At 71.6% G+C, this 19,235-nt stretch carries 18 protein-coding genes and 1 tRNA gene; 6 read left to right on the top strand and 13 right to left on the bottom strand.

Translation table 11 applies throughout. The features are described from left to right. Window positions 1–7 precede the first annotated feature (7 nt). The 9 genes from cobT to CLV30_RS06605 are packed head-to-tail and all read right to left on the bottom strand — an operon-like array spanning window position 8 to window position 9,264. On the bottom strand, window positions 8–1,057 hold the full coding sequence (cobT, locus tag CLV30_RS06645; protein WP_106536433.1) for a nicotinate-nucleotide--dimethylbenzimidazole phosphoribosyltransferase: 1,050 nt from the start codon (window positions 1,055–1,057) through the stop codon (window positions 8–10). Continuing rightward, the gene (locus CLV30_RS06640) at window positions 1,054–2,733 is read right to left on the bottom strand and encodes a bifunctional adenosylcobinamide kinase/adenosylcobinamide-phosphate guanylyltransferase (RefSeq protein WP_106536432.1); all 1,680 of its coding nucleotides are present in this window, start codon (window positions 2,731–2,733) and stop codon (window positions 1,054–1,056) included. The genes cobT and CLV30_RS06640 overlap by 4 nt, the downstream gene beginning before the upstream one ends. Further along, window positions 2,730–3,491, bottom strand: coding sequence for an adenosylcobinamide-GDP ribazoletransferase (locus CLV30_RS06635; protein ID WP_106536431.1), 762 nt, complete (start codon window positions 3,489–3,491; stop codon window positions 2,730–2,732). Before CLV30_RS06635 ends, CLV30_RS06640 begins: the two co-directional genes overlap by 4 nt. Beyond that, window positions 3,491–4,057, bottom strand: coding sequence for a cob(I)yrinic acid a,c-diamide adenosyltransferase (gene cobO / locus CLV30_RS06630; RefSeq protein WP_106536430.1), 567 nt, complete (start codon window positions 4,055–4,057; stop codon window positions 3,491–3,493). The genes CLV30_RS06635 and cobO overlap by 1 nt, the downstream gene beginning before the upstream one ends. Then, window positions 4,054–5,466, bottom strand: coding sequence for a cobyric acid synthase (locus CLV30_RS06625; protein ID WP_106536429.1), 1,413 nt, complete (start codon window positions 5,464–5,466; stop codon window positions 4,054–4,056). Before CLV30_RS06625 ends, cobO begins: the two co-directional genes overlap by 4 nt. Then, window positions 5,463–6,428: an adenosylcobinamide-phosphate synthase CbiB gene (gene cbiB / locus CLV30_RS06620; RefSeq protein WP_205740538.1), complete on the bottom strand. Its 966-nt coding sequence runs from the start codon at window positions 6,426–6,428 to the stop codon at window positions 5,463–5,465. The genes CLV30_RS06625 and cbiB overlap by 4 nt, the downstream gene beginning before the upstream one ends. Beyond that, window positions 6,421–7,221, bottom strand: a complete 801-nt coding sequence (locus CLV30_RS06615) for an ABC transporter ATP-binding protein (protein ID WP_106536711.1) — start codon at window positions 7,219–7,221, stop codon at window positions 6,421–6,423. Before CLV30_RS06615 ends, cbiB begins: the two co-directional genes overlap by 8 nt. A 5-nt stretch (window positions 7,222–7,226) precedes the next feature. Next, window positions 7,227–8,291, bottom strand: coding sequence for a FecCD family ABC transporter permease (locus tag CLV30_RS06610; RefSeq protein ID WP_106536428.1), 1,065 nt, complete (start codon window positions 8,289–8,291; stop codon window positions 7,227–7,229). 16 nt (window positions 8,292–8,307) lie between these two features. Then, window positions 8,308–9,264, bottom strand: coding sequence for an ABC transporter substrate-binding protein (locus CLV30_RS06605; RefSeq protein ID WP_106536427.1), 957 nt, complete (start codon window positions 9,262–9,264; stop codon window positions 8,308–8,310). Window positions 9,265–9,808: 544 nt separating this feature from the next. Between CLV30_RS06605 and CLV30_RS06600 the strand changes: the two genes are divergently transcribed. From CLV30_RS06600 to CLV30_RS06580, 5 genes are read left to right on the top strand one after another with little or no spacing between them, the layout of a single operon-like run. Beyond that, window positions 9,809–11,134, top strand: coding sequence for an ABC transporter substrate-binding protein (locus CLV30_RS06600; RefSeq protein WP_106536426.1), 1,326 nt, complete (start codon window positions 9,809–9,811; stop codon window positions 11,132–11,134). Next, the gene (locus CLV30_RS06595; RefSeq protein ID WP_106536425.1) at window positions 11,131–12,078 is read left to right on the top strand and encodes a carbohydrate ABC transporter permease; all 948 of its coding nucleotides are present in this window, start codon (window positions 11,131–11,133) and stop codon (window positions 12,076–12,078) included. Before CLV30_RS06600 ends, CLV30_RS06595 begins: the two co-directional genes overlap by 4 nt. Then, window positions 12,060–12,935 carry a carbohydrate ABC transporter permease gene (locus tag CLV30_RS06590; protein WP_211300019.1) on the top strand — a complete coding sequence of 292 codons (876 nt, stop codon included), beginning with the start codon at window positions 12,060–12,062 and terminating at the stop codon, window positions 12,933–12,935. The genes CLV30_RS06595 and CLV30_RS06590 overlap by 19 nt, the downstream gene beginning before the upstream one ends. After that, window positions 12,932–13,633 carry a hypothetical protein gene (locus tag CLV30_RS06585; RefSeq protein ID WP_106536423.1) on the top strand — a complete coding sequence of 234 codons (702 nt, stop codon included), beginning with the start codon at window positions 12,932–12,934 and terminating at the stop codon, window positions 13,631–13,633. The genes CLV30_RS06590 and CLV30_RS06585 overlap by 4 nt, the downstream gene beginning before the upstream one ends. 8 nt (window positions 13,634–13,641) lie before the next feature. Beyond that, window positions 13,642–16,305 carry a GH116 family glycosyl-hydrolase gene (locus CLV30_RS06580; RefSeq protein WP_129710877.1) on the top strand — a complete coding sequence of 888 codons (2,664 nt, stop codon included), beginning with the start codon at window positions 13,642–13,644 and terminating at the stop codon, window positions 16,303–16,305. Window positions 16,306–16,354: 49 nt separating this feature from the next. On the opposite strand, the gene CLV30_RS06575 is transcribed toward CLV30_RS06580, so the two are convergent. Further along, complete coding sequence (locus CLV30_RS06575; protein ID WP_106536422.1) at window positions 16,355–17,272, bottom strand: LLM class flavin-dependent oxidoreductase; 918 nt, start codon at window positions 17,270–17,272, stop codon at window positions 16,355–16,357. A 141-nt stretch (window positions 17,273–17,413) separates the two neighbouring features. Between CLV30_RS06575 and CLV30_RS06570 the strand changes: the two genes are divergently transcribed. Further along, on the top strand, window positions 17,414–17,899 hold the full coding sequence (locus CLV30_RS06570) for a hypothetical protein (protein ID WP_106536421.1): 486 nt from the start codon (window positions 17,414–17,416) through the stop codon (window positions 17,897–17,899). A 119-nt stretch (window positions 17,900–18,018) separates the two neighbouring features. On the opposite strand, the gene CLV30_RS06565 is transcribed toward CLV30_RS06570, so the two are convergent. From CLV30_RS06565 to CLV30_RS26910, 3 genes are all read right to left on the bottom strand, one after another. Next, window positions 18,019–18,094, bottom strand: a tRNA-Ala gene (locus CLV30_RS06565). A 121-nt stretch (window positions 18,095–18,215) separates the two neighbouring features. Next, window positions 18,216–18,965, bottom strand: a complete 750-nt coding sequence (locus tag CLV30_RS06560) for a MerR family transcriptional regulator (protein ID WP_106536420.1) — start codon at window positions 18,963–18,965, stop codon at window positions 18,216–18,218. A 168-nt stretch (window positions 18,966–19,133) separates the two neighbouring features. After that, a partial coding sequence (locus tag CLV30_RS26910) for a DLW-39 family protein (protein ID WP_211300022.1) occupies window positions 19,134–19,235 on the bottom strand: 102 nt, incomplete at its 5' end.

Here is a 19,235-nt window from a genome sequence, read left to right as displayed (position 1 = left end):
GAGGTGCTCAGCCGAGGACGCTGTCGAGCGTGGCCATCCGCGCCAGCACTGCGGCGGCGGCGGTGACCGTCGGCACCGCCAGTAGCGCGCCGGTGCCTTCACCGAGGCGCAGGTCGAGATCCACGAGGGCCGGATGGCCCAGCCGCCGTGCCAGCGTGTGCCCTCCCGGTTCGGCCGAGGAATGCCCGGGAATCAGATAGCCTGCCACGTCCGGGCACAGCGCCACGGCGGCGACGGCCGCGGCACCTGCGACGACACCGTCCACGATCACCGGGACCCGCCCCGCAGCGCCCGCCAGGGCGACCCCCACCATCGCCGCGTGCTCGAGTCCACCCAGCGAGGCCAGCGTGCGCAGCGGGTCCCGCTCGTCGCCGTGCCTGGCCAGCGCCGTGCGGACGACCTCGACCTTGCGCGGCGTCCGGGTGTGGTCGGTGTTCGCACCCTTGCCGGTGACCGTCTCCGGGTCGACGTCGGCGAACGCGCTCAGCAGGCACGCCGTGGCCGTCGTGTTCGCGATTCCGACCTCGCCGGTGACGAGCACGTCCGCCCCGGCGTCCAGGCGAGCGGACGCCACCCGCGCCCCGGTTTCGACCGCGGCCGCGCACTCGTCCACCGTCATCGCCGCTTCGACGGTGAGATCACGGGTACCGGCACGGACCCGCTCGTCGTGGACACCGTCCGGAACCGGACCGGTGCGTGCGGTGCCGACGTCCACAATCGTCACCTCCGCCCCGACCGAGCCCGCGATCGCGTTGACGGCCGCGCCTCCCGACGCGATGGTCGCCAGCATCGCCTCAGTGACGCTCTGCGGCCAGTCCGAGATGCCCTGAGCGTGCACCCCGTGATCGGCGGCGGCGACGACGACGGCGGGCGCGGAGGGTACGGGTGGCGGGCACCGTCCGCTGATGCCCGCGAGGCGGGCGCCGAGCTCTTCGAGCCAGCCCAGGCTTCCCGGAGGCTTGGCGAGGCCGGTGTGCCGCTGCCGCGCCTGCTCCGCCGCGACGCCGTCGACCGCGACCACCGACTTCACGAGATCGCCCAGCGTGTTCTCCGTCATGGAGCGCTCCTTTCACCGATGGTCCGTAGCGCCGCGCCGAGACGGCGGTGCGTTTCCCGATCACGGACGGCCACCCGCACACTGCGGTCGTCCAGCCCGGGGAAGGTGTCCGCGCGCCGGGCCGCGAGCCCGTGCTCCAGCAGCCGGTCACGCAGACCCGGCTCGCTGCCCCGGACGAGGACGAAGTTCGCCGCGGCGTCCCACACCTCGTAGCCGGGGATCGCGCTGATCTCGTCGACAAGCTCGCGGCGGCCGCGGGCGACCTCGCGGGCGCGCTCGACACGTTCGTCCTCGGCCCCGGCCAGCGCCTCGACAGCGGTGAGGGCCAGGTTGTTGCAACTCCAGGGCTGCCGCCCCGCGGCCAGCCGGGCGATCGACGCCTCCGCGCCGAGCACGTATCCGACCCGCAGGCCGGCCAGTCCCCAGATCTTGGTCAGGCTGCGCACCGACAGCACCCCGGGCAGGTCCCCCCGGGCGGCGAACCCGTCCGCGTCGTCCAGGAACTCGGCGAACGCCTCGTCGACCAGCACCGTCCGGCCGGGCCGGGCGAGGCGCTCGACGGTCTCGACCGGGTCCAGCGCTCCGGTGGGGTTGTCCGGGCGTCCCAGCACCACCAGATCGGCCGCCTCCGGCACGTCCGCGGGGTCCAGCAGCCAGTTCCGCGCCGCCGACCGCTGGACGTGCACCACCGGCACTCCGTTCGCGCGCAGCGCCGCCTCGGGCTCGGTGAACGACGGGTGCACGCACGCGGCCAGGCGCGGCCGCAGCACCTGAGCGATCAACCAGAAGGCCTCGGCCGCGCCGTCGACGAGCAGGCACTCGCCGGGCGCACGTCCGTGCCGCCGCGCCGCCGCGGCCCGGGCGGGGCCGTCGTCGGGGTAGCCGGCCAGGTCGCTCGTCGCCTGCGCCAGCCGGTCGGCCAGCCACGCCGGCGGTCCCGGCAGCACGTTCACCGCAAGATCGACCGCACCGTCGGGTACCTGGGTGTCACCGTGCTCGCGCAGCCCCGGCGGCACGTCCCCGGCACCCGCGGCCGGGTCACGCTCCGGTTCGCGACCCGGTTCGCGACCCGGTTCACGCTCCAGCGGCACGGTCCGTCCCGCCATCACCAGCCGGACGTCGTCCGCCGCGGACGACAGTGCCTGCAGGCACACTCCGTGCAGGTCGACGTAGGCTCGTGCCCCGGCGCCCACCGCGTGCGGGCCCAGTCCGGGTTGCCCGGCGATGACGACGACCTCCCGGTCACCGGTGCGGACGGCGTCGGTGAACGCGTGCAGCTCGGCCACCAGCCGGCGTTCGGTCGCGGCCCGATGCCCGGGTTCGGGAACCTCGTCGCCGATCGGCAGCCCGATCGACTCCAGCGACTCGGCCAGCCAGGTGTCCAGAGCGTCCACCAGCACGAACGCGCCCGGGTCCGCCTCGTCCACCGCTGCGGCCAGGTCGAACGTCTCGAGCGTGCGCCAGTGCGGCGGGCGGTCGGCGCGGTGCCGAGCCACCCGAGCCTCGAACTCGGCGTCGCGCACGACGGCCGGCGTCACGACGACGACAGGACGCCCGCTCGCCTCCGCCCGCCGTGCGGCGATCCCCGACTTGCCGGACTTCTGCCCGCCGAGCAGGACCGTCAGCCGTCCGTCCGAGCCGGAACCCGGCCACGGTCGCGTCTGCGCGTCGCTCACACCAACCCCTCCCTGATCAGTGCCGCGGCGACCGCCGCGACGGTGAGATTCGTCAACGCCACACCCGCGCCGAGGATGTCGCCGGTCGCGCCCCCGACCCGGCGGCGGGCGGCGACCGCGAGCCCCAGTACGGGGACGGCCGCAGCGCCGACCAGCACCGGAGCCCACCAGCCCGCGCACGCGACGGCCGCCAGCGCCACGGTCACCGTCGCCAGCGCCGTGCCACCGGCTCCGGGCCGGCCCAGCCGCGAGCCCTGCCCGTCCGTGCGCGCCGGTGGCAGCACCGCCGCCAGCACCAGCGGCGCCGCCCGGCCGAGCACGTGCCCTGCCACCAGGATCCGCGTCGCGTCGGCGAGGTCGCCGGAGCCGAACGGCATCAGCACCGCCGTCCGGATCGCCAGATCGCCGGCGATCGCCACCACGCCGTAGGTGCCCACCCGGCTGTCCCGCATGATCTGCAGGCGCCGGTCCCGGTCCGCGCCGCCCCACAACCCGTCGGCGGTGTCGGCCAGTCCGTCCTCGTGGATGGCTCCGGTCACGACCACGGCGGCCAGCACGCTCAACACCGCGCCCGCTGCCGGCCCGGCCGTGGACGTCCCCAGCCACCACACACCCGTGGCGACGGCAGCCACCACCGCACCGACGAGCGGAAAGTACCCGCCCGCCCTGGTGAGCGACATGTCGGCGGCGTCGATCCGGCCGACCGGGACCCTGGTCAGGAAGCCGAGCGCCGCACGGAACCCGGCGACGAGACGCATCAGAAGTCGATGCCGCGCCGGGCCATGATGCCGCGGTCGAAGGCGTGCGTGACCTTGTGCATCTCGGTGACGGTGTCGGCGAGCTCGGTCAGCGGCTGCGGGGCGTCCCGGCCGGTGCACACGACGTTCACGGTCTCGGCGCGGCCCCGGATCGCCTCGACGACCTCGGTGGTGTCGATCCAGCCCCAGTTCATCGGGTAGGTGATCTCGTCCAGCAGGACGGTACGGTGCACGCCGTCGCGCAGCAGCCCGCGGGTGTGCCGCCACGCCTCCACCGCGTGCCGCTGCGACTCGTCCAGATCGTCGGACTCCCAGGAGAACCCGTCGCCCAGGCTCCACCAGTCGGCGCCGAGCCGCCGCAGCACCGCCTCCTCACCGGTACGCCACTGGTCGGACTTGATGAACTGGACGACAGCGACCGGCCAGTCACGCGCGAGCGAGCGCATCGCGACGCCGAACGCCGCCGTCGACTTGCCCTTGCCGTCTCCGGTGTTCACCAGGACGACGGAGGGGACGTTCACGCGCTGCGGACGCTGCGGGGGAGCGGTCCGTGGTTCCTCGTTCATGCTGATCCTTCCGCGAGTCGTCGCAGGACGTCGGTGTCCATGTGGGTCTCGACCACGTCGGCGAGGTGATCGAAGGTCTGCTCGTCGGTGCGCTCGGGCCGGGCGCCGAACAACGCGTCCAGCACGTCGGCGTCCTCGAACACGCCGTGCAGGTACCAGCCGGCGACGTTGCCGTCCGTCACCACCAGGGCGTCCTCGGCGGCCACGTCCACGGGGCCGTGGACCTCCGTGCGGCCGTGCCGGATCTCGTAGCCGTCGACCTCCCGCGCGGCCAGTGGCCGCCACGGCCCGGCGACACCGTCGGGCATCCGCAGCCGTCGTCGCCGCACCAGCTTGTCGGCACCGAACGTCGTGGTCAGCGGCAGCAGGCCCAGACCGTCACCGGACCCGTCCACGCCGTCGGGATCCTCCAGCCGCCGGCCGAGCAGCTGCAGACCGCCGCACACACCCACGACGCGGGTACCGGCACCGGCCGCGGCGCGCACGGCGTCGTCGAGCCCGGTGGCGCGTAGCCAGGCCAGATCGGCGGACACGTGCTTCGAGCCGGGCAGCACGATCGTGGCGGCGCCGTCCAGGTCCTCCGGCCGTCGCACCCACCGCACGTCGGCCACCTGCTCGAGCGGCACGAACTCGTCGAGGTTCGATGCGGCCGGGTAACGGAGCACGGCGACCGGCGGGCGGCCCGGGGCGGGCGCACCGTGCAGCGCGGCACCGTCCTCGTCCGGCAGGTCGTGCCGGAGCATGGGCACGACGCCGACGGTCGGCACCCCGGTCAGCCGCTCCAGCTGCTCCGGCCCGGGGGGCAGCAGGGTGGCGTCGCCGCGGAAGCGGTTGAGCACGAACCCGGACACCCGCTCGCGCTGACGCTGCGGCAGCAGCGCCCACGTGCCGTAAAGGTGCGCGAACGCGCCGCCCCGGTCGATGTCGACCGCCAGCAGTACCGGCGCGTCCGCCCGCTCGGCGACCCGCATGTTGACGACGTCGTTCGCGGCCAGGTTGATCTCGGCGGGGCTGCCGGCACCCTCGATGACCACCACGTCGTAGGTGTCCATCAGGTCCGCGAGCGCGTTCTCGATCACCGGCCACAGCGCCGCGCTCCGGCCGCGCCACGGCCGCCGGGACAGCTCGTGGTCCACCTGGCCGAGCCGTACCACCTGGCTGCCTCCGGCCTCCGGCTTGAGCAGCACCGGGTTCATCCGCACGTCCGGCTCGACGCCGGCGGCGCGGGCCTGCAGCCACTGCGCCACGCCGATCTCGCCGCCGTCGGCCACCCGCGCGTTGTTCGACATGTTCTGCGACTTGAACGGCGCGACACGCAGGCCCCGCCGCGCGTACCAGCGGCACACCGCGGTCGTCAGCAGGCTCTTGCCGGCCCAGCTGCTGCAGCCCTGGATCATCACGGCGGTCATCGGCGCCCCCGGGTCACGTTCACCACGGCCAGGACGGCGGCCGCCGCGGCGAGTGCCCACCCGCGCCGACGGGCCAGCCGGGCAGCGCCGGCGGTGTCGTCGGCCGTCGGCTCACGACCGTGCGCACCGAGCGTGTAGACCCCGGGCTTCTCCAGCCGGACGCCGAGGTGCAGTGCAAGTGCCGCCATCGGCCAGCCCGCGTTCGGCGACGGCGTCCGGGCCGCCTCGCGTCGCACCGCACCCGGGCGCACCGCCGGAAACGCCAGCGCCAAGCCGGTCACCCGCGCCGGCAGCAGGTTCATCAGGTCGTCCGCCCGCGCCGCGACGGTCCCGGCGTGGCGCCACCGTGGTGTCCGGTAACCCCACATCGCGTCCGCCGTGTTGACGAAGCGGTACAGCACGGCTGCGGGCAGCCCGCCGACGGCGAACCAGAACAGCGGCGCGACGACCGAATCGGACAGGTTCTCGCCGAGGGACTCGACGGCGGCCTGGCGGATCTCACCCTCCGTGGCGGCGCTCATGTCCCGGCTGACGATGCGGCGCACGGCAGCGCGTGCCTCCGGCAGACCGGACGCCAGTGCCCGCTCGACCGCGTCGACCTCGTCCAGCAGCAGCCGGTGCGCGAACAGCGGCCACACGACGGTGCCCAGCACCACGACGCGGCCCCACGAGGGCAGCCGGTCCGCCACACGCTCGAGCAGCACGCCCGACGCCAGCGCGGCTGCCGCGCCAGTGGTCCACGCAGCGCCACCGGCCACCCGTGCCCGCGGGGCGGGAGCCGCCGGCACGATCCTCGCTGCCAGGTCCAAGCAGCGGCCCATCATCCGCACCGGGTGCACGGCCGTCGGAGGCTCACCCAGCGCCCGGTCCAGCGCGACCGCGACGACGACGGCGCCCGCGTCGATCACGCCGGTGGACGACCGGTCGTGCCGCCGGCCGCTCCCACCGGACGGCTCACGCACCGTCGGTCCTCTTCGTCAGCCGTGCTGTGCGCTCGCGCACCGGAACGACGACCACGCCGCCGTCGGCGTCGTGCACCACCCGGACGGCGGCTCCGTAATGCGCGGAGATCAGCTTCTCGGTCAGCACCTCGCGCACCGGGCCCTCCGCCACGACCTCGCCGTCCACGAGCAGCACCAGCCGGTCGGCGAACTGACCGGCCGTCGTCAGGTCGTGCAGCGCGCTCACCACCGTCAGCCCGCGGTCCACCCGCAGCTCGTCCACCAGCTCGAGGACCTGCTGCGCGTGCCCCAGATCGAGTGAGCTGGTCGGCTCGTCCAGCAGCAGCAGCGGCGCCTGCTGCGCCAGAGCACGCGCCAGGACCGCACGCTGGAACTCCCCGCCGGACAGCGAGGTGACCGGCCGGTCGGCGAGCTCGCGCAGCTCCAGCGTGTCCAGCAGCTCCTCGACCACGGCCACGTCGCTCGCGGACTCGACCGCGAAGTACGGAACGTACGGCGTGCGTCCCAGCAGCACGTAATCGACCACGTTCATGCCGTCCGGCCGGGTGGGCTCCTGCGGCACGAACGCGACCTGCCGGGCGCGTTCACGCGAACGCATACCGTCGAGGGACACCTCGTCCAGGCCGATGGACCCGGCGTGCTCCACCGCTCCCGCGACCGCCTTGAGCAGCGTGGACTTGCCGGCGCCGTTCGGGCCGACCAAGGTCACCCAGGATCCGGACGGCACCGCCAGGTCGACGTCGCCGAGGACCCGGCGCCCCAGCAGGGTGACGTCGAGCCGGCCGACCGCCAGCGCGCTCACCAGCTCCTCCGGGTCGATCGCAGCACCAACGTGAAGAACGGGGCGCCGATGAACGCCGTCAGCACGCCCACCGGCAGCTCGCCTGGCGAGATCAGCGTCCGCGCGGCGAGATCCGCCGCCACCAGGAACGCCGCACCGAGCAGCGCCGACAACGGCAGGATGATGCGGTACGACGTGCCGGTGAGCATCCGCACGATATGGGGGACGACGATGCCGACGAACCCGATCAGCCCGCTGACCGCCACCGCGGCGGCCGTGCCCAGCGTCGCGGCGAGCACGACCAGCAGCCGCACCCGGGCGGCCGGCACGCCGAGGCTGCCGGCCTCGTCCTGACCGACGCTGAGCACGTCCAGCAACCTGCGGTGGCCGAAGATGACGGCCGTGGCGACGGCGACGTACGGCAGGATCGTCAGCACCTCGTCCCACCCGGCGGTCAGCAGGCGGCCGAGAATCCAGCCGTACACCTCGCGCAGCGAGTCCGAGTTGCGCTGGTTCACGTACGTCTGGATCGCCGCGAAGAACGCCGACACCGCCACGCCGGCCAGGATGAGCGAGTTCACGCTGCGCCCGCCCGCGCTGCGCCCCAGCGCGTACGTCGCCGCCACCCCGGCCAGGCCGCCGGTGAACGCGAACAGCGGCACGAACGCGCGGTCGGTACCGGACACGATCGCGAACGTCGCCCCGAGCCCGGCACCGGCCGCGACGCCCAGCAGGTACGGGTCGGCCAGCGGGTTGCGGAACACGCCCTGGTAGCCGGCGCCGGCGATCGCCAGCATCCCGCCGACCATCATGCCGAGCACCACCCGTGGCACCCGCAACTCCCACAGCACCGCCGTGTCCTGCTCGTCCAGCCCGCCGGCGACGTCGACGCCCGGGACGTGGCCGACCAGCTCGACCAGGACACCGCGGACCGGCAACCCGGCCGGGCCGATGGTCATGCCCAGCAGCATCACCACGAGCAGCACCGAAACGGCCAGCAGCAGCGGCCCTGCGGTCAGCCGCACCGGCCGGACCGGGGCGGTGTCGTCCCGGGCCGGTCGCTGCGGTGGTGTCGTCTTCATGCGCGTGGCCGATGCGTCACGACGCCTGGGTGAGCTCGGCACGCACGTCGGCCAGCGTCCGCAGGTAGTCCACGACCCGGGGACCCCACCGGCTGGCGATGTCCTTGTTCACCTGGACGACGTGGCCGTTCTGCACGGCGCTGAGCTGGTCCCACCCGGGCCGGCCGGCGATGGCGTCAGCGGTGACCCCCGCGTCCGCGCCGTCGGCGAAGAAGATCACGTCCGGGTCGGAGCTCACGACGAACTCGGGGGACAGCTGCGGGTAGCCGCCGGCGGCCTCCGGCGCCTCGTCGGCGATGCTCTCCATGCCGGCCATCGAGTACAGCTCGCCGACGAACGTGTCGCTGGTCACCGTGTAGAGGTTCGGATCGAGCTCGTGGAAGTAGGTGATCGGCTCGGCGTCGTCGGGGATGCCCGACACGATCTCGTCGATGTCCGACCGCATCTGCTCGACCAGGTCGGTGGCCTCGTCGACGTGCCCGGTGGCCACGCCGAGCTGCTCGATTTGGCTGTAGGTGTCCTCGAGGCTCTTCGCCGACGGATGCACCATGGTGGGGACGCCGACCGCGTCGAGGCTGTCGGTGAGCTGACCCGGGTCGCTCGACGCGACGACGAGATCCGGGTCGTAACCGATGATCGCCTCGGCGTTCGGCTCGAAGCCCGACAGCTCCGTCGTCGGCGCCTCCTCCGGATAGTTGGAGTACTCGTCCACGGCGACGACCTGGTCGCCGGCTCCGATGGCGAACAACATCTCGGTGACCGACGGCGACAGCGACACGATCGCGTCGGGCCGCTCGGTGATCTCGACCGTGTTCTCACCACTGCCGACGGTGACCGGGAACGACGCCGCGGCCGTCGAGGACGGGCCCCCGGCCGTCGCCCCGTCGGTGCCGGCCTCGCCGGTGTCGTCACCGCAGGCCGCCATGAGCAACGGCAGGACCGCGAGTGCGGCGATCCGCGACGCGAGTTTCATACAACGCCTCCTTCACGTCGGCGGAAGGGGCGCGCATGCCGGCTTCGCTGCCGGCCGCGAACCGCCCTTCTACCGAGGACGAATCCGGGCCACGAGGCTGGCGACCTGGCTCGTCCCTCCGCCGGAGGCGGGGGCGTCACAGTTGCGGGACAGCGCCGGAGTTGAACCGGACTTCGCAGGCTCTCGTAGCACCCGGGCCGTGGCCCGAGCAGGTCCATCGTAGCGCCTCTGCCTGAAAGGTGCAGATTCGCGCAGGTCAAGCCCGGTACTGCTGGACACGAGGCACCGGAACGGACACCGCGCGGCACGTGGTCGCGTATCGGTTCGGTACAGACATGCGCGAACGGCGTTGACAGGACCGCAACACTCTCCTAGCGTTCAGCAATCGATTTCTCATACGCGAACCCGCGCCACTCTGAGAGGTCGGCTCCGTGCGGACGCCGCTGATCCGGCCCCATGACCGCACCTCACGCACGTCGTGAGTACGGCTTCGACGTGGCACGACGTGGCCAACGACCGAGCGCCGAGAGCGGAAGGAACCCCCATGACAGGTTCTGCCGACACGATCACCCAGACCCGAACGCTGTCCCGCCGAACCTTCCTGCGAGCGGCGGCCACGACCGCCGCCGTCCCGGCCGGGCTGTCGCTCGCCGGTTGTGGCGGCTCCGACGGCGGCTCCACCAAAGGAGCCCTGAGCTTCGTCTACATGGGCGACGCGGAACAGCAGGACCAGTTCGAGAAGCTCTTCGCGGAGTTCAACAAGGTCCACCCGGAGATCGAGCTCGACGCGCAAGGCATCCCGTCGGGCAACTGGGCGACCTTCGCCAACACCGTCTCGACCCGCATCGCCGGCGGTCAGGTGCCCGACATCGTGCAGATCGCCACCGAAGGCCAGCGCATCTTCGCCTCCAAGGGCCTGCTCGAGCCGCTGGACGACTTCATCGCCCAGGACAAGAAACTGGTGGACGACTACTTCGCCGACATCAACCCGAACCTGGTGAAGTGGAACACCGAGTACGCCTCGCACGACGGGCAGACCTACTACATGCCCGGCGGGTTCAACACGATGTGCCTGTACGTGAACACCGAGATCTTCGCCGCGGCCGGTGTCGAGATCCCGGCCGAGGGCACCTGGACCTGGGACGAGTTCGCCGCGGCGGGCGAGCGGATCAAGCAGAAGACGGGCGCGTTCCTGATACCGGCGAACTCCGGATACTTCACCGACGTCATGCCGTGGCTGACCACCAACGGCACGTCCCCGTTGAACGCCGACTGGTCCGCGGCCACTCTCGACAGCCCGGAGGCGGCCGAGGCCGCCGCGTTCGTCCGTGACCTGGTCGAGGCCGGCCTCGCACCGGAACCGGGAGGACAGTTCGACGCCCCCAGCCAGATGAAGCAGGGAAAGCTGGCCACCCTCGGCGGCGGGCGCTGGCCGGTCATCGACCTGCGCCGTCTCGGCCTCGTCGAGAAGACGATGGTGATGGCGTGGCCGACCAGGACGGGCCACGGCTCGCCGATCGGCTGGGACGCCTGGCCGATCATGAAAGCGTCGAAGAACAAGGAGGACGCCTGGACCTTCCTCAAGTTCCTGATCTCCAAGGAGGCCGCGTCCTTCTTCGCCACGCTCGGCGGCACGATCGTCCCGGCACGGCGCTCCGTCGCCGCCAGTCCGGACTTCCTGGACAACGCACCGGCCCACAGCGAGCGGCTGTCCGAGGCGGTGTCGTACGCCACGCCGATCCCGTCGCCCGACCGCGGTGCCGAGTGCCAACAGGTCATCGAGGAGGCGTGGCTGAAGGTCCTCTCCGGCAACGGCGCGGCCGACGAGACGCTCGCCGCCGCGAACGAGAAGCTGGGCACGCTGCTGTGACCGCCGCGCCGACGACCGTTCCGGGTACGGCGCCCGGAACGCCGGCGGCCAGCACGGCACGCCGCCGGCGTCGCCGCCGCCAGACGTGGACCGCGTACGCGTTCGTCAGCCCGGCCGTCGTGCTGTTCGCGATCTTCATCGTGGGACCGTTCGTCTACGCCATCGGCCTCAGCCTGTACGCCTGGGACCTGTTGACACCGGCGAGGTTCGTCGGCCTGGAGAACTTCTCCCGGCTGTTCGACGATCCGATGCTGGCGAAGTCGCTGATCACCACGTTCCTGTTCGCGCTGGCGTCGGTGGTCACGCACATCGTCGGCGGGCTGCTGCTGGCCATCGGGGTCAACCGGGCCATGAACCGGGCGCTGTCGTACTTCGTGCGGACAGCGGTGTTCTTCCCGTTCCTGATCTCGTGGGCCGCGGTGTCACTGCTCTGGAAGTACGTGCTGGACCCGACGTTCGGGCTGATGACGTACTACCTCGGCGTCATCGGGATCGACGCGCCGTCGTGGTTCTCCGACCCGACGTGGTCGCTGCCCGCGATCATCGGCATCGACTTCTGGCACACCATCGGCTTCACCTTCGTGATCCTGCTGGCCGGCCTGCAAACCGTGCCGAACACGCTGGTCGAGGCGGCGCGGACCGACGGCGCGAACAGCCTGCGGGTGTTCTGGCACGTCACGGTGCCGACGATGTCGCCCACGCTGTTCTTCGCCACCGTCATCACGTTCATCGGCGCGTTCCAGATCTTCGAGCCGATGCAGATCATCACCAACGGCGGGCCGGACGACTCGACCACCAGCATCGTCATGTACCTCTACGAGAACGCGTTCCAGTCGTTCCAGGTGGGCTACGCCTCGGCCATCGCGCTCGTCGTCTTCGTCGTGATCATGACGGTCACGGTCGTGCAGTTCTGGTTGTCGAAACGATGGGTACACGAACAATGACCGACATCGCTGCTCCGCCCCGCAGGCGACGCCGGCTGCGCACCGGCTCGCTGGTCGTCGACCTGGTCCTGCTGTCCGTCGGCGTCATCATGGTCGCGCCGCTGGTGTGGCTGATCTCGTCCAGCCTGACCGCGGCGTCGGCGGCCTTCTCGCTGCCGCCGACGTGGATCCCGCGGCCGTTCTCGCTGCAGAACTTCGCCGACGTCCCGGAACTGGTGCCGTTCGGCCGAATGGCGCTGAACTCGCTGCTGGTGGCGACCATCAGCACCGCGGGAGCGCTGCTGGTCAGTGTGCTGGCCGCGTACGCGTTCTCACGACTGTCCTTCCGCGGCAGTCGGGCGCTGTTCGTCGCGCTGCTGAGCGCGCTGATGGTGCCGACCCAGCTGACGATCATCCCGGTGTTCATTCTGATGCGGAACCTCGGCCTGGTCGACACGCTCACCGCGCTCTGGCTGCCGACGCTGATCAACGTCTTCGCGATCTTCTTCCTCCGGCAGTACTTCAACTCGATCCCGAAGGAGCTGGACGACGCGGCGCGCATCGACGGCGCGGGGCATCTGTGGATCCTGTTCCGGATGCTGGTTCCGCTGTCCGGTCCGGCGCTGGCGGCACTGTCGATCCTGCTGTTCGAGATGTCGTGGAACAACTACTTCAACCCGCTGATCTTCATCTCCACGCCGGAGAAGATGACCCTGCCGCTGGGCCTGGTGACACTGCAGAGCGGTCAGGGCGGCGGGAGCCCGGCGGTGGTCGTGTTCGCGGCGATCACGCTGGTGGTGCTGCCGGTGCTGATCCTGTTCCTGCTCTTCCAGCGCAGCTTCGTGACCAGCATCGCCTCGACCGGGATCCGCGGATGAGCGCCGACGGCGACACGACCGGCGGGCCACCGGACCTGCGGGCGCTGTTCTCGGGCACGTGGCACAGCCTGCCGGCCGTGCTGACCGGCAGCGTCCTGGTCTGCGCGGCCGCGGTGCCGGTCGTGTTCGCCAGTCCCGGCCCGAACCCGGTCGCGGCCGTGCTCGCCGCCGTCCTGGTCACACCCGCGTTCGCCGCCGTCGTGGCTCTCGCCGACCGGCTGTGGCTGGGCGACGACGTGACCGTACGCGAGCTCGCCGCCGCGGTGCCGTCCTGTTGGCGCCGCGGGACCGGCGCCGGACTGGTGGCCGCGGTCCCGGCCGCATTGTTCCTGGTCGCGCACGAGATGTGGACGCAGACGGCGCAACCGTGGCTGCTGGTCCCGATGAGCGTCAGCGGGGCGGCCACGGTCGTCGCGACGCTGGTGCTGGTCGTGGCCCTGCCCACCAGCGTGCGCGAGCCCGCCACGCCGCACGCCCGGGTCTGGATCAGCGCCGCGTACGCGGTGGCCCGGCGCCCGGTACCGCCGATCGGCGCCGTCGCTCTCGCCGGACTGGGCGTGTGGGCCTGCGTGGCGCTGTCCGCATCCGTGGCCGTACTCGTCCCCGGCGCCGTCGCGCTGACCACAGCGGCCGCCGCCCGGACGACGTTGCCGTGCGGAACCGACACGCACCTGCCGGACCCCCGAACGAGGAGCTGAGCCCCACGATGTCCATCCGCCGCCACGCCCGCGCACACACGAACGCCCGCCACACCGCTATGCCTCTGGGTGGTATCGGCACCGGCAACGTCTCGATCTGCGCCGACGGGTCGCTGCGCCAGTGGCAGCTGCACAACATCGGCAACCATGTCGGAACCCTGCCGGACAGCTTCTTCGCGCTGCGGCTCACCCGCATCGAACCGCCGCTGGACGTGCTGCGGGTCCTGCAGGCCGCACCGCCCACCGAGTCGACCGAGACGCCGCTGGTCACCGACGACCACATTCCGCAGTGGCAGCGGCAGCGGCTCGGCGAGTACGGCGGGTTCGCCGGCTCGCGGTTCAGCGCGACGTACCCGGTGGCCGAGGTCGAGTTCGCCGACGAGGACGTGCCGTTGGACGTACGGCTGGAGGCGCTGACGCCGCTGGTGCCGCCGGACGTCGAGAAGAGCTCGCTGCCGGTCACGATGCTCACGTTCACGCTGCGCAACGACGGTGAGGTCGCGGTGCACGGCACCCTGGGCGGTGCGTTGCAGAACGCCGTCGGCTGGGACGGTGTCTCGCCGATCGACGGCGTCCGTGGCGCCGGGTACGGCGGCAACACCAACCGGCTGCTGCGTGACCGCGGCTGGACCGGCGTGCTGATGGAGAACACGACACTGCCCGACGACGACCCCGGCGCCGGGCAGATGGTCCTGGCCGCGGACTCCTCCGAGGCGTCCGTGCTGACGCAGTGGCGCGACGCGGCGGAGTTCATGACCTACCTCGCGTCTCGTGCTCCTGCCAGCGGCGCCAAGCGGCTGGCCCATGCGCCGTCGGCGGCGAACCCGCAGCGGCACGGGCCGCGCGCCGCCTCCGGCGCCAGCCCGGCCGGCAGCACCTGGAACGGCGGCGTCGGCGTGCCGTTCCGCCTCGACCCCGGCCAGGAGACCACGATCCGGTTCGCGATCACCTGGCACTTCCCGAACCGCTACGTGAACTTCGAGCAGTTCGGACCGGCCCGGCCGGAGTGGGGCAAGTCGCGGTTCTGGCTCGGCAACGCGTACACGACCCGGTTCGCCGACGCCCACGACGTCTTCCGGCGGGTACGCGACGACTGGGACGACCTGCGCGCCGAGACCACCGCCTGGACGTCGACGTTCGCCGGCAGCACGCTCAGTGACGCCGAGGTGGAACACCTGGCCGCTCAGCTGGCGGTGGTGCGCAGCCCGACCTGTTTCCAGTCCGCCGAAGGCGACTTCTTCGGCTTCGAGGGTGTGCTCGGCGCGTCGACGGTCATGTGGTCCGGGTCGTACGGCGGGTCGTGTCCGCTGAACTGCACACACGTGTGGAACTACGAGCACGCGCTGGCCCGGACGTTCCCGTCGCTCGAACGGAGCATGCGGCGGCTGGAGTTCGAGGTGATGCAGCACCCGGACGGCTACGTCCCGCACCGGCTCATCGCCCCGACCTACCTGCCTCAACTCTGGGACGAGTTCATCGGCGGGCCGGGCGAACCCGCGCTGGACGGGATGCTGGGGACGGTGCTCAAGACCTACCGCGAGTACCGCGCCGGTGCCGGCGACGACTGGCTGGCCACCTACTGGCCGCGGGTACGGCTGCTGCTCGACCATGTGCGCCGGCACTGGGATCCGAAGGACACCGGCGTGCTGCGCGGGGTCCAGCCGAGCACCCACGACATCGATCTGTGCGGTGTGAACAGCTTCATGGGGACGTTCTGGTTGGCGGCCCTGCGGGCCGGCGCCGAGATGGCGCGGCGGATGGCTGACGACCAGGCGGCCCGTGAGCTGACCGAACTGTTCCGGCTGGGGAGCGCGTCCTACGACGAGCTGCTGTTCGACGGCGAGTACTACACACAGGTCCTGGACGACGGCGAGTCGCCCGACTTCCAATGGGGCGCCGGCTGCCTGTCCGACCAGCTGATCGGGCAGTGGTGGGCGCACGAGCTCGACCTCGGGTATCTGCTGCCTGCCGACCACGTCCGATCGGCCCTGAGCGCGGTGGTGCGTCACAACCTGCGGGAGGGATTCCGGGACTTCCACCACGACTACCGCGTCTTCGCCGACGCCGACGACACCGGCCTGCTGATGTGCAGCTGGCCGAAGGGCGGGCGCCCGGACGTGCCGACGCGCTACGCCGACGAGGTCTGGACCGGGAGCGAGTACCAGGTAGCGGCGCACTGCCTGCGCGAGGGCCTGGACGCCGAGGCCGGGCGCATCCTGGACGGGCTGTGGACACGCTACGACGGGCGACGTCGGAACCCGTACAACGAGATCGAATGCGGCGACCACTACGCCCGGTCGATGGCCGGCTGGTCCGTGCTGGACGCGCTGTCCGGTGTCCGGTTCGATGCCCCGTCCGGTCGACTGACGCTGCGCGGCGACCGGAACGGCACCTGGCCCGTGGTGCTGGACGGCGGGTGGGGGTCGCTGACCGTCGAGGACGAGGCCCTACGGCTGAGCTGTGCCTCCGGCCGGTTCGCGCTGCGCCGGATCAAACTGGATGCCGTGGCCTGGCCCCACGACCCCACCTGCGACGTCGACGGCGTGAACGCGCCCGCGTTCTCGATCCGGCGCACGGCCGACGGTCCGGCGATCGAGTTCGGTCACGAAGTCCGGTTGGCGCCCGGTCAGTCCATGCGCATACGGCACGACCAGGTCAGCGGGGCGAGGTAGCGGTGGAACGAGCCCGGACGCCGGAGGTGCGCCTGCGTCGTCGTGCCTGTCACACCCGCTCGGCGTATGCCGTGCGCAGCCGGCCCAGCACCTCGAGCTGCTCGTCGGGGTCGATCATCGCCCAGTAGACGTGGTCGACACCCAGGCGATCGAGCTCGACGAGATCGTCGGCCACCTGCTCCACGGAACCGGTGAGCGGGGCGCGGTCGTCGACCGGGCCACCGGCGGACACCGCGCCGTTCACCTGCACGGTCAGCGGCAGGCTGGCCGCGTCGTGGCCCGCGGCCGTCGCAGCATCGTGGAAATCCGAGACGGTGTCGCGTAATGCGTCCCAGGCGAACGCGACCAGGCACAGACCGAGGCCGAGCCTGCCGGCCCGCTCGACGGCGGGTGGTGTCGCCGCACCCACGAGTACAGCCGGTCCGCCGGCACGGAACGGCTTCGGGCCGATCTCGCACTCGGGCACCCGGTAGAACCGGCCCTCGTAGCGCACCGGGTCCGGTCCCCAGACCGCCCGCATCACCTCGAGCTGTTCCTCGAAACCGGCGCCACGACGACTCATCGGCACGCCGGCGGCGTCGAACTCGTGCGCCATCCACCCCTGGCCGACCCCTGCGAGCAGCCGCCCGCCACTGAGCTGGTCGAGGGTCGCGAGTCGCCGCGCGAGCATCACCGGAGGCTGGAACAGCGCGGCGAGCACGCTGGTGCCGAGCATGATCCGCTCGGTCCTCGCCGCGACGTAACTCAGCGCCTCGATCGGATCGTAGATGCTCGCCCACGCTTGGGGAGCGTCCATGACGGGCCCACCCGGCCCGCCCATCGGTATCGGCTCGGTCGGGCGCAGCAACCGTTCGTACGTCCACACGCTGCCCAGCCCCATGCGTTCCGCCGTCTCCGCGACCGCGGCGACGGCCCCCGGCGTGATGTCGTGACCCGAAACCGGTAGTGCCGCGCCGATCTGCACCATGAGCCCTCCTCCGTAAGTGATCTGCGTATTGTGCACGGCCCCTCTGACAGTGCAGAACCCGGCCGGTCGAGACGGTGGTAGCCGCGAAACCGGCGGGGTGGACCGACACTAGGAGATCGTGTCGACTAGTGTGAGGATCCGGTGGACGCGTTCGGCGCACCGCGAGCTTACGCCGCCGACGTCGCGGCACAGTTCAGCGTCAGGGGCAAGGTCCGATCGCCGGCGGCGGCCATGGGCACCGGGCTGGCTTCCGGCGCCTGCGCACTGATCGGCACCGACCTGCTGATCGACGGGCTCGCGTCCGGGGAGCAGACCGTGGCGTACACCGTAGCCGATGCCTTGTCCCTGCTCGTCCTGCTCACGGTGGTCGTCGCGGGTACTTACGGGCTGGTCCGGGTAGCCGCCACCACTGTGCGGCGAACCGCCGCGTGTGCCGTCGGCGGCTGCGCCGCGCTCGCCCTGGCCGGTGCGATCGTCCTCACCCAGTGGCTCCCGGGCGACGGCACACGTCTCGTCGCGTTCCCGCCGTGGGCAGCGATCGCGCTGGGCGTCGCACTACTGGTGACCATGGCGGCTCTTCTCAGGCACTTCGCGAAGCGCGGCCGGATCGTCGGTCCCTGGGACTGACCAGGCAGCCACCACGAAGCCGACTTCGATACCGACTGCGGCGCCCAACGGACGAAGTCGGCCTCGACGTGCATCCTCCGGTATTGAAGTTCGGAAGCTCGTTCTGGTGGTGTTGTCGCTGGTGGAGACGAGGGGAATCGAACCCCTAACCCCTGCCTTGCAAAGGCAGTGCTCTGCCAATTGAGCTACGTCCCCGTACGACCGCCACGAGGTGTCGGCACGGTGCGCCGCCCAAGGATAACCCGCGCCGGGCCACGGCACCCAATCCGACCGGGACCGGGTGCCGGGAGATCTGCAGCTATCCCGGCACCGTTCATCAGCTCAGCCGAGCCCCAGCGTAGACCTTCATCGCGTCCCGCAGATACTCGACGACGCCGTCGTCGCCCTGCCCGATGTTCTGCCGGAACCGGTCGTCGTCCGTGTAGAGATCGGCCAGGCCCTGGTACGCGTCCCGGTCCGGCGTCCAGAACAGGCGGATCCACCGGTAGTGAGCATCGACGGTCTGTTGGACACGCTCGTCGTCGACGGCGGCGCCGGCCTCGCGCAGCTCCACCAGCCGGGCACGCACCTCGTCGAACCCGTTCTTCGCCTGTTCGGCCTGCTCCGGCGACCAGTTGCGCATCCGCGCGTCGGTGTCGTCGACGGCGTCGTCGCCCCATCGGGCCCGGGCCTCGGTCTCGTAAGGGTTCGTCTCGAATCCGTCGAACATGGCCCTCGTGGACATCGTGCCTCCCTCCTCGAGGTCGGTCATGGTGTTCTCCACGGTGGCGACCAGCCGGTCGACGCGGTCGCGTTCGGCCAGCAGCCAATCACGGTGCCGGCGCAGGACGTCGACGGTACTGTCGCGGTCCTGACCGGCCAGGATCTCGCCGATGGCGCCCAGGCCCAGGCCCAGTTCGCGGAGCACGCGGATGCGCTGCAGCCGCAGCAGCTGCTCCCGCTCGTAGAACCGGCGACCTCCCGGTTCGGTCCACGCCGGCGTCAGCAGCCCGACAGCGTGATAATGACGCAGCGTCCGCGACGTCACGCCGGAATCGCGGGCCACCTCGTTGATCGACCAGCTCACGGCTGTGCACTCCCGTGTCGTTCACCGGATCGGTCTCTCCGATCCGACGACGACGGTATTGGTTGACGATGCGTCAACTTCAAGTTCGGAACGTGCGCGTCTGCGGACATGGGTCGGCCGCGTGCCCCGACATCCTCGAACGTCGGGGCACGCGGCCGACAACGGTGGTCAGCGCGGGTCGGCCGGCGGAATCGGATCCGTGGCCTCGGCCCACAGATCCTGCTCAGCCTGCCCGGACTGGTAACGGCGGTAGCCGAGGTACCCGGCAAC

The sequence above is a fragment of the Haloactinopolyspora alba genome (assembly GCF_003014555.1).
Lineage (GTDB): Bacteria > Actinomycetota > Actinomycetes > Jiangellales > Jiangellaceae > Haloactinopolyspora > Haloactinopolyspora alba.
This window is presented reverse-complemented; position numbering and strand designations above follow the sequence as displayed.

Excerpts from the sequence above, each read along its gene's own strand:
- cobT (WP_106536433.1), bottom strand. The coding sequence starts at position 1,057 with ATGACGGAGAACACGCTGGGCGATCTCGTGAAGTCGGTGGTCGCGGTC.
- CLV30_RS06635 (WP_106536431.1), bottom strand. The coding sequence starts at position 3,491 with ATGCGTCTCGTCGCCGGGTTCCGTGCGGCGCTCGGCTTCCTGACCAGG.
- cobO (WP_106536430.1), bottom strand. The coding sequence starts at position 4,057 with ATGAACGAGGAACCACGGACCGCTCCCCCGCAGCGTCCGCAGCGCGTG.
- CLV30_RS06625 (WP_106536429.1), bottom strand. The coding sequence starts at position 5,466 with ATGACCGCCGTGATGATCCAGGGCTGCAGCAGCTGGGCCGGCAAGAGC.
- CLV30_RS06610 (WP_106536428.1), bottom strand. The coding sequence starts at position 8,291 with ATGAAGACGACACCACCGCAGCGACCGGCCCGGGACGACACCGCCCCG.
- CLV30_RS06605 (WP_106536427.1), bottom strand. The coding sequence starts at position 9,264 with ATGAAACTCGCGTCGCGGATCGCCGCACTCGCGGTCCTGCCGTTGCTC.
- CLV30_RS06600 (WP_106536426.1), top strand. The coding sequence starts at position 9,809 with ATGACAGGTTCTGCCGACACGATCACCCAGACCCGAACGCTGTCCCGC.
- CLV30_RS06590 (WP_211300019.1), top strand. The coding sequence starts at position 12,060 with ATGGGTACACGAACAATGACCGACATCGCTGCTCCGCCCCGCAGGCGA.
- CLV30_RS06585 (WP_106536423.1), top strand. The coding sequence starts at position 12,932 with ATGAGCGCCGACGGCGACACGACCGGCGGGCCACCGGACCTGCGGGCG.
- CLV30_RS06580 (WP_129710877.1), top strand. The coding sequence starts at position 13,642 with ATGTCCATCCGCCGCCACGCCCGCGCACACACGAACGCCCGCCACACC.
- CLV30_RS06575 (WP_106536422.1), bottom strand. The coding sequence starts at position 17,272 with ATGGTGCAGATCGGCGCGGCACTACCGGTTTCGGGTCACGACATCACG.